The sequence below is a fragment of the Megasphaera sp. An286 genome, from assembly GCF_002163455.1.
GTDB lineage: Bacteria > Bacillota > Negativicutes > Veillonellales > Megasphaeraceae > Megasphaera > Megasphaera stantonii.
Window position 1 is genome coordinate 1 of the sequence record NZ_NFIY01000034.1, and the last position, 9,418, is coordinate 9,418.

The window sequence follows — 9,418 nt, forward strand, 5'->3', positions numbered from 1 at the left end:
GCAAGCTGTTTTTGCAGAACTAAATCGCCGTCCCCGAAAATGTTTAGGATACAAAACGCCATACGAAGTACATTACTCTAAAAAGTTGCACTTAGCTTGACAATTCGCCACTATATATCATGATTTTACTACGTCTTTAGGGGTGTACGCAATATTTTTTCGAAACATTTTACTCATACCCATGAGGTTATCCTATTCTATCTGCACGCTTTCCCTTTTCTCGCATCCTATGGTACCATAGATATACTATATGGAGAACGCAAAGGGGGAATCTGCATTGATAAATACGGTATCTGCCGTTTCACTCGGCCTTGTCATCCTGGCCGGCGGCCGCAGCTCCCGCATGGGGCGCGACAAGGCTGCCCTGCCGTGGCGCGGCGCGACGTTGCTGACCGATTTGCTGCTGCGCAGCCAAGCTGTCGCCTTTGATGAAATCGTCGTCTCGGCCAACAGGCCTCCCGACCTTTCAGCCCTTCCGCCGGAGTTGACCGCCCGCATCCGCGTCGTCGCCGACGACTGCCAAGATTGCGGCCCCCTCGGCGGCATGGAAGCGTCCTTCCGCGCCTGTTCCTGCTCGTACTGCCTCGTCTTGTCCGTCGACCTGCCCTTTTACGATTTCTCTCCCGTGAAGCAGATCCTGCCGAAACTAGCCCAAATGCCGCCTGTCGATTTGTTTTTGCCTATGTCCGAAAGCCGGCCTCAGCCCCTGGCCGCCGTGTACAGGCGAGGACCGGCTCTCGAAGCCGTGCAGGCAGCACTGAACGCTGGAAAACGCCGCGTCTTATCCATTGCCGACGCGCTGACCGTCCGCATCCTCGACGACGCAGGCGCACCGATTCTATATGAAAACGTTAACACGCCGTCGGCTTACAAGGCCGCCCTGGCCATCGACGCTAACCGCCGCCGCGCCGTCCCCATCGTTTCCCTCTCTGCCGCCCGCTCGGGAGACGGCAAGACGAGCCTCGCCGCACAAGTCATCGCCGAGCTGACGCGCCGCGGCTATGCCGTCGCCTACGTCAAAAGCACTCATCATCGCCGATGCCGTGAAAAAAAGGGCTCCGACACGGACAGAGCCCTGCAAGCCGGCGCAGTCCAAGCCCTGCTCTGCGGCCCCGACGACGTCGCCGCCGGCGAAGGCAAGGAAGACGCTCTCCTGCGGCTGACCCAGCAGACGGCCGCCGACATAGCCATCGTCGAAAGCCGCAGCCATGGCCTGTTCCCCGTCCTGTATCTGACGAACGACGCACCACCTATACGGCAACACGACGTAACGGCCATTATCGGCAACATATCCAATGCAGATGCCGCCTGCCGCTGGTTTTCCCCTGATCAGCTCGACGCGCTCTGCTCATATATACTGTACGTGACGACATCGTAGGACTAACGACTGCACCATGACCTGTTACGAAACGGCTGAAGTCATCTGCAAAGCTATGCAGAAAGGGAAAGTAGACCAGAAACAAACAGGTATCGACTAATCAAAATACATAATTTTGTATGTTAACTTATGCATACATAGCATACGAACGAGGCTGTCGCACATTAACAGTACAGCAGCCTCGTCGTCTTATAGCCCATTGCATCACCACAACAAAGAAACGCTGCCGTCGAAGAAAAAATATACTCTTCATGCGGCAGCTTCTTGTCATTAGAAGAAATATACTATTGATAGGCTGAGCAGAATTGTGGCGGCTCTGGTTGCAGAAAGGAAATAAACGATTACAAAGAAGCCGGCATATAATATGTCCTTCCTTCTTTTACGATCAGCGTTATATTTTCCTTATATAACTCGCGCCTGTCATAATTGGATATAATTTCTGCCTTCGTTGGAATAGCTTGGGTGATGATTGCCTGAGATATAGCTTTCGGAATAGGCTCTGCTTTATCTTTCAATAGCATTATAGGTGTTATTGTGATGGGATATGAGGGCCACGACCGCAAATAGGGACAAATGGTATACATAAGTTTTTTAGCTATGCCGGGAGCTTTCAGTCTGCCTAGTTCTTTTTTTGAATTATCAATACATATGATATTAAATTTTTTTACGCATTTTTTATGCCATTTAGGAATCTGTTCTTGTTGCGTATTAAATTTAGAGGCTAATAAATCTAATCCATTGTAGCAATATTCTTTTGAAACCGTGCCAAAAAGGAAAGTATATTTCAAGTTAGCGATTTCACATAATATTCTTAATAAATATTGCTGATATAGTAATTCGCGTTCTATTTCTTGAACTTTTTTTTCGTATTCCTCATATTCCAAATCATTATCTTTTAGTATAGTATCAACTGAGCAGAAGGATTGCATAAGTAATTCACTACATTTTTTTCCATCCTGATCTAAGGATAGTAACTCTAATTTGCGTAATTCGTCATTTTTTAATATTTCAGTTTGATTGTGAATTTTCCCATGAATAGACTGCATAATGGAAAGCATTTTGCCTTTACGCTCGTTTTCTTGAAATGCGATTAATTTTTCTAGCTTTTTATTCATATCTTTTAAACTTTTATCAATTTGAGCCATATAATATTGCCCTACAATCATAGAGGCTACTTCCATAATGGCTGCAACGTTAGTTAATTTGCATGAAACTTTTTCTAACTTAGCTTGCTCAATAATTTTGCCGTCTGGGCCTACAACATAGGCTCTAGCTTTGGTGACATCGCCGCTAACTTTAGATAATTTATCATAGGGAATATTGATTCGGCATACATCAGATGTATTGGCTCCTACTGCTACAACTATTTGCATAAGACCTGGCACATTAATTTTGTTCAGAAGTGATGAGTCGAAAATTTCCGACAATTGCGACTGCTGTATTGTTGCGGCCTCTTTTTCAGGCAAAAGTTTTATTTCAATAGATTCTATATACTCTGTTTTACACATTGTAGATTTCCTTTCAAAAATTTATTTTATCTATCATGCGACATGATATTTTTAGCAAGATAGTAGAGAGATTGTTGTATTTGAATATCTTATGACCTTTATCTATCCCATGGTCATTTCTACGCAGTATAGATTTTCCGTATTTTAAGTATACCATGATTTCTTTTCCTTGCATAATCACCTGTTCAAATCAATTCACATTGTACGTGACGACATCGTAGGAAACATATTGCATATTCGCCCGGAGAATACTAAAATAGATGTATTACACTGTGTGTATTCAGAAAGGAACTGCCTATGTCAGCCTATAAAACGATTACTACGGTCTGCCCGTACTGCGGCGCAGGCTGCGTCATCGACTGCACTGTCGATACGGAACAGAACTGCGTCGTCGAAGCCAAAGGCTCTCCCGACGGCGTCAACAACGAAGGCCGCCTGTGCCTGAAAGGCCTCTACGGCTGGGATTATCTCAACGACCCACAGATTTTGACCCGCCGCCTGCGCCAGCCCATGATCCGCAAATTCGGCAAAAGCTCTCCCCTCGTCGAAGTATCGTGGGACGAAGCTATCCAATTTGCCGCCGAACGGCTCAAGGCCATCATCAAGGCCTACGGCCCCGATACAGTCATGGGCGCCGGCTCGGCCCGCGGCCCGGGAAACGAAGCGGCCTATATCATGCAGAAATTCATGCGCGCCGTCGTCGGCACGAACAACGTCGACCACTGCGCCCGCGTTTGACACGCTCCATCTGTTGCCGGGCTCGGTGAGTCCGTAGGAGAAGGGGCGATGTCTATCAACATCCCCGAAATCGAAGATGCAGAAGTCATCTTCAACATCGGCTACAACGGGCCGGCGTCCCATCCCATCGTCGCCCGCCGCATTGTACGGGCCAAGAAGAAAGGCTGCAAGATTATCTGCGTAGACCCCCGCAAGACTGAAACGGCCCGCATCGCCGATATTTACCTGCCCATCAAGGGCGGCACCAACATGCTGTTTCTCAACGCCATGGCCCACGTCATCGTCACGTCGGACCTGGTAGACCACGATTTCATCAAGGCCCACACGACGGGCTTCGAGGAATATGCGGCGGAAATTTCACAGAAAAAATACGCCCCTGAAGCGGTTTCCCTCGCCACAGGCCTGGCTGCCGGCGACATCCGCGCCGCTGCCCGCCTATTTGCTTCGTCGAAGCATACTATCACCCTGTGGGGCATGGGCGTAACGCAGTTTTCCCAAGGCGTAGAATGCGTCATCGCCTGCTCGAACTTAAACCTCATGACGGGAAATTACGGCCGCCATGCCTCCGGCGTCGGCCCCGTCCGCGGCCAGAACAACGTCCAAGGCACGTGCGACATGGGCCTGCTGCCCAACAATTATCCCGGCTATCAGCCTGTCGCCGATCCGCAGGTGCGGCAGAAATTTGAAAAGGCCTGGGGCCGTCCCCTGCCGTCTAAGCCCGGCATGATGCTGACCCAGGTCCCCCACGCCGTGTTGGAAGAAACGGATCCGGCCAAGAAAATCCACGCCTACTACATCATCGGCGAAGACCCGGCCCAATCGGACCCGAATTTGGCCGAAGTCCGGGAAACCTTGTCCAACATCGAGTTCGTCATCGTGCAGGATATTTTCTTCAACAAGACCTGCGAATACGCCGACGTCATCTTCCCTGCCACGGCCTGGGGCGAACACGACGCGGTGTACACGTCGTGCGACCGCCGCTTCCAGCGCGTCCGCAAGCTCGTCGAGCCCCAAGAGGGCTGCCTGACCGACTGGGACATCACGTGCCGCCTGGCAACGGCCATGGGCTATCCCATGCACTACGCCGACACGGAGCAGATATGGGATGAAATGCGCCGCTTATGTCCCAAATTTACCGGCGCGACCTATGAAAAAATCGCCGCCAACCACGGTGTCCAATGGCCCTGTACGTCGGAAGACCCGTCCGACACGGGCACGCCGATCCTCCATGAAGGCGGCCATTTCGCCACGGCCGACCATAAGGGCCATTTCTACTACTATCCCTATACGCCGGTCCGCGAACGGGAAAACGCCGAATATCCCTTTTCGCTGGCTACGGTCCGCGAGGTAGGACATTATTCGGTCCGCACCATGACCGGCAACTGCCGCGTCCTGGCCGGCCTGGCCGACGAGCCGGGCTACATCGCCATGAACACCGAGGACTGCCGGAACCTGGACATTACGGAAGGGGAACTGGTCAACGTCGTCTCGCCGCGTGGCCATACGATTACCCGCTGCCTGCCGACGGACCGCGTATCTCCCGGCTCGACGTACATGACCTACCAATGGTGGATCGGAGCCTGCAACGAGCTGACCACGTCGGTCCTCGACCCGAAAAGCCGCACGCCTGAATTCAAGTACTGCGCCTGCCGCATCGAAAAAATCCAAAACCAGAAAGGCGCCGAACTGTTCATCAAGCGGCGGTACGAAGAAATCCGCGCCCGCATGGGCGTATCCGTAAAAGGAGAAAACCATGTATAAACACGTCAAAGTCGACCCGGAGCTGTGCATTGGCTGCAATACCTGCATGGCCGCCTGTATCGTCAGCCATACGGGCAAGCGCATCTTTGCCATGGAGCCGGACAGCTACGATTTTACGCCGCGCATCCGCATCATGCGCACCAGCGACGTCACCAAACCCATACACTGCATGCAGTGCGGCAATCCGCAATGCATGGCGGCCTGCCCTTTCAACTGCATCTTTTTCGGCGAGCGTACCGTCGTCATCGACGAAGACGCCTGCCGGGGCTGCGGCAAATGCGCCCGTGCCTGCCCGTTCGGGGCCATTACGATGACCCGAATCGTCCACGGCAACACCCAGGGCCGATCCTTCCGCCTGGTAGCCTTAAAATGCGACCTCTGCGCCAATACGATTCAGGGGACGCCGGCCTGTATCGACGCCTGCCCGACGGAAGCTCTCTCCCTGTTTGAGCCGCCGCCTCCCCGCAAAAAGAAAAAGAATACCTGATATGTACGCGACAGGAGATTATCGTCATGAACGCTCTCACGCTGGCCGAAGCCGCCGCCCTCTGGCGCGGCGTATTGGCTCATACGGCGCATACAATAGAATACGTCCCGCCCGATAAGGCCTGGGGCCGCATTGCCGCCGCCGATATCTGTGCGGCTCATCCCTATCCGCCCTATCGGAAATCGCCCTTCGACGGGTACGCCCTCTGTCTGAACGGAAAAGAGCGGTCCTACGAGGTCGTCGCCACCATCGGCGCCGGCGAGCGCTATGACGAGCCCGTCCTGCCCGGACAAGCCGTACGCCTCATGACGGGCTGCGCCGTGCCGCACGGCTGTCAGGCCGTCGTCATGCAGGAGGCCGTCCTCCGTCGGGGAAATACGATCGAATTGACGACCATTCCCCAGCCCGGCGACAATATCATTCCCATCGGCGAGGAATGCCAATCCGGCGGAGTACTCCTACCCCAGGGAACATACCTGACAGGCGGAGCCGTATCGGTCGCCGTCGCCATGGGAAATACGGCGATTCCCGTGTATAAAGACGTCCGGGTGCTCCTCGTCACGTCGGGGAGGGAACTCGTCATGGCCGGCCAAGAGCGTCAGTATGGACAGATATACAACTCCAACGCTTATCTGTTTCAGCAGCTGCTGCGCGACGAAGGAATTCGCAGCGTCGCCTTCTGCCACGTCAGCGACGCGCCGGAAAGGCTGGCGTCAGAAATAGAGCGGGTACGGGAGCTGGCTGCCGACGCCGACCTGATCCTGTCGACAGGCGGCGTTTCCGTCGGATTGTACGACACCATGCCGCAGCTCTTTCATCACCTGGGAGCCAGAGAGCTATACCGGCGCATCGCCATGAGGCCCGGCTCGGCGTCGTACGGCGGCCTCATCGAACAGAAGGGCGGCAACGCCGTGCCTGTCCTGGGACTGTCGGGAAATCCTTCGGCAGCCTTCAACGCCTTTCACCTCCTGGCCGTCCCGGTGCTGCGGCAGCTCCGCGGCGAAGAGCACGGCGATTTCCCCGTCGTCACCTGCCGGCTGAACGGAAATTTGACGAAGGAAAATCCCGTAGACCGCTTCGTCCAGGGACGCCTTTCCGTTGCGCAGGGGAAGCCGGTATTCACGCCGAACCATGTCGTCACGTCCAGCGCGCTCCTGGGGCTAAAGGCGGCAAACGCCTTGGCCCTGCGCCCCAAACACTCGCCGCCGCTGACCGAGGGGGAGGAAGTTCCCGTCCTGCTGCTGCGGCGAATATAAAGATACAAAATAAGACCTATGCATGCTGTCAAAGGCTGCATAGGTCTTTGTCGTATGATTTGATAATGCGTTCTTCATGAGTAAAAAGGCGGAACGAATCGCTCCGCAAGGCACAGACCAGCGTAAGGCCCAGCCGTGCCGCCGCTTCGATGCCGGCGCTCGTCGCCATGGCCCGCGAGGCGATGCACGATACGCCGAGGGCGCTGGCCTTTTCCGCCACCTGCTGCGGCACGCGGCCGCTAAATACCAAGACGGCCTGCGACGTGTCTATATTGCGGAGATATACTTCGCCGGCCAAACGGTCCAGCACGTTATACCGGCTTACGTCTTCCGCATAGGCCAGGACGATGCCGTCCTGTACGAGAGCCCCTTCATGGACGCCGTGGGTCACATGGTGAGCCGCCGATAATTCGTCCAGCAGCGTGCCGTACGAGCATAACCGTTCGGCCGTAACGGCCATGGGCCGCCGCTTACTCGCCAAGGTCGGTTTAATGCCGACGACGGCAACAGATACGCCGCGATTTTCATAAAAGGCGCGAACGGCCTGCCCGTCTTCTATCAGGCCCTGCTGCAGGCAATACCCGACGGCTAATACGTCCAGCTCATGAGGCGACGACGTCATATGCCTCACGCAGCAGTCATTCAGCCATAGATCCCAGGCGATTTCATCGGAAATCATAGCCGATGCCGCCTCTGTGCCTCCCTTTCGATACAGCAGACACGGATACTCCCGGCAAGATGATGTCTGATTACCCCTCATGTCCCGTCTCCTGCCTTTTCCGCCCTTCCAGCCATAACAAGGCCGTCACGACGGCGCCGCCGATACAGCGGGACTTGTCAGAAATGGTAAAGCAATTTTTCACTTCCTCCTGCCGCGGGTCAATATCGGCGATTTTAAAGCCTTCGATGACAGGATAGGAATCTCGAATCAAGCCGCGAACCAATCCCGTCAAAGACGCCAGCACAGGTACTCCGTCATCCAGACTCGGGACATATCCCTCAGGCAAAGCTTCCTTCGTAATAACTCCCAGAGGCCGCCTTTTTTCGACTATGCTTCCGATGCGGACGAGACCGTAAAAGCGGCCCGCCGCCGGACTGTGGATGACCCGTTCTTTTCCATAGCCGCCGATCAGCCCCGGCACGCCCGTGTTGGCTTTGGCCTGCCCTTCCAATATGATGCGTCCTAAATCGTGGCCTCTCATCGTCTCGATAACGGCATCTGCATCGACGCCGGCCATAAAGCCTGGCCCCAAAGCGACGACATGGCGCGCCATGTCTTTATTCGTACCAAGATTGCGTTTCGCTAAAATAGCGTCGACAACGGCCCAGGGCTGCAGCTCCGCAATAGAGCGGCCCTTAGGGTCGATGACAACCGGGACTTCGCCCTTGCTCCAAGCCTTCTCGATAGCCTTGCCGCTGCGGCAAAGACGGGCCGTAAGGTCTTCGACAGACGCCGTTTCATCATATACGGCTTCCGACAAGGCGACTTGCCGCCGAATCGCCGACGGGTCGGCCACTTCCAACACTAAGAGGGAAAATCCAGCCCGATGCAAAGCCTGGATTGTACCGGTCGCAATATCGCCGCCGCCGCGGACAATAACGAGTTTATCTTTCATAGAGATGATCTATCCTTTCTCTTTGTTTTGTATGGACAGTTAGATTCACAAGTAATTAAACTCATTGTATCATACATTTGTAAGGCGCGACATATAGGAAAAGTCGTCATGTATGCTGAAAGGATAAAAAGGCCCATATACAAAAAAAACGCATACATATCGTATACGTCTCCTGCTGGTGGTCATCTCATGTATCCGTCACTTTTATGCGTCGTGCTTATTTGTTCAGGGTATCGCCCTCAGGGCTTCGAATTGACAGTTTTTGCCACATAGGTATGACATACCTCAAAAGATAAGAAGCCGCACATATACAAAAAAAGAACGCATACCTAATGTATACTTCTTCTGCTAACGGTCGTCGCACCTATCAGTCGGGTCTGCACACATGAATACTTCTTCATGACATGTGCTGCTTACGCACGGACCCGACATAAGCGACTCAGTCGCTTTTATGCGTCGCTTTGCTCCTTTAAAAGCGCTTCGCTTCTTATCCCAGGAACCTGGAAGGATAGGAAGCCGCCATATACAAAAAAAGAACGTATACATGACGTATACGTTCTTTCTGAATCAGCGGCTTCCTATCCTCCCAGGGGGCCTCCCCCCAAGTACTTTCGGCGTTTGCGGGCTTAACTGCTGTGTTCGGCATGGGAACAGGTGGATCCCCGCAGCTATCG

General features: G+C 53.7%; 7 protein-coding genes and 1 rRNA gene. 4 read left to right on the top strand and 4 right to left on the bottom strand.

Going from position 1 to position 9,418, the window contains the following annotated elements; genetic code table 11:
- The first annotated feature begins 277 nt into the window (after nucleotides 1–277).
- Nucleotides 278–1,378 (top strand): molybdopterin-guanine dinucleotide biosynthesis protein MobB, encoded by a 1,101-nt coding sequence (locus B5F80_RS10845; RefSeq protein ID WP_158099984.1) that lies wholly within the window; start codon nucleotides 278–280, stop codon nucleotides 1,376–1,378.
- Nucleotides 1,379–1,719: 341 nt separating this feature from the next.
- Here B5F80_RS10845 and B5F80_RS10850 read toward each other — a convergent pair whose 3' ends face one another.
- A complete protein-coding gene (locus B5F80_RS10850; protein WP_087478840.1) occupies nucleotides 1,720–2,886 on the bottom strand; it encodes a hypothetical protein in 1,167 nt (388 codons plus the stop codon).
- A 297-nt stretch (nucleotides 2,887–3,183) separates the two neighbouring features.
- On the opposite strand from B5F80_RS10850, the gene fdhF reads away from it, so the two are divergent.
- The 3 genes from fdhF to B5F80_RS10865 are packed head-to-tail and all read left to right on the top strand — an operon-like array spanning nucleotide 3,184 to nucleotide 7,128.
- Entirely contained in the window at nucleotides 3,184–5,385 is a 2,202-nt protein-coding gene (fdhF, locus tag B5F80_RS11445; RefSeq protein WP_087478841.1) for a formate dehydrogenase subunit alpha, read from the top strand.
- Nucleotides 5,378–5,872 (top strand): 4Fe-4S dicluster domain-containing protein, encoded by a 495-nt coding sequence (locus B5F80_RS10860; protein WP_087478842.1) that lies wholly within the window; start codon nucleotides 5,378–5,380, stop codon nucleotides 5,870–5,872. The genes fdhF and B5F80_RS10860 overlap by 8 nt, the downstream gene beginning before the upstream one ends.
- A gap of 26 nt (nucleotides 5,873–5,898) precedes the next feature.
- On the top strand, nucleotides 5,899–7,128 hold the full coding sequence (locus B5F80_RS10865; RefSeq protein ID WP_087478843.1) for a molybdopterin molybdotransferase MoeA: 1,230 nt from the start codon (nucleotides 5,899–5,901) through the stop codon (nucleotides 7,126–7,128).
- 28 nt (nucleotides 7,129–7,156) lie between these two features.
- On the opposite strand, the gene B5F80_RS10870 is transcribed toward B5F80_RS10865, so the two are convergent.
- From B5F80_RS10870 to rrf, 3 genes are all read right to left on the bottom strand, one after another.
- On the bottom strand, nucleotides 7,157–7,807 hold the full coding sequence (locus B5F80_RS10870; RefSeq protein WP_158099985.1) for a formate dehydrogenase accessory sulfurtransferase FdhD: 651 nt from the start codon (nucleotides 7,805–7,807) through the stop codon (nucleotides 7,157–7,159).
- A gap of 70 nt (nucleotides 7,808–7,877) precedes the next feature.
- Nucleotides 7,878–8,744 carry a selenium-dependent molybdenum cofactor biosynthesis protein YqeB gene (yqeB, locus tag B5F80_RS10875; protein ID WP_087478845.1) on the bottom strand — a complete coding sequence of 289 codons (867 nt, stop codon included), beginning with the start codon at nucleotides 8,742–8,744 and terminating at the stop codon, nucleotides 7,878–7,880.
- Nucleotides 8,745–9,309: 565 nt separating this feature from the next.
- Nucleotides 9,310–9,418: ribosomal RNA gene (gene rrf / locus B5F80_RS10880) — 5S ribosomal RNA — on the bottom strand; the annotation flags it as partial.

What these genes read in the sequence shown, in the direction of transcription:
- B5F80_RS10870 (WP_158099985.1), bottom strand. Translation starts at nt 7,807, where the DNA reads ATGATTTCCGATGAAATCGCCTGGGATCTATGGCTGAATGACTGCTGC.
- B5F80_RS10860 (WP_087478842.1), top strand. Translation starts at nt 5,378, where the DNA reads ATGTATAAACACGTCAAAGTCGACCCGGAGCTGTGCATTGGCTGCAAT.
- B5F80_RS10865 (WP_087478843.1), top strand. Translation starts at nt 5,899, where the DNA reads ATGAACGCTCTCACGCTGGCCGAAGCCGCCGCCCTCTGGCGCGGCGTA.
- yqeB (WP_087478845.1), bottom strand. Translation starts at nt 8,744, where the DNA reads ATGAAAGATAAACTCGTTATTGTCCGCGGCGGCGGCGATATTGCGACC.
- B5F80_RS10850 (WP_087478840.1), bottom strand. Translation starts at nt 2,886, where the DNA reads ATGTGTAAAACAGAGTATATAGAATCTATTGAAATAAAACTTTTGCCT.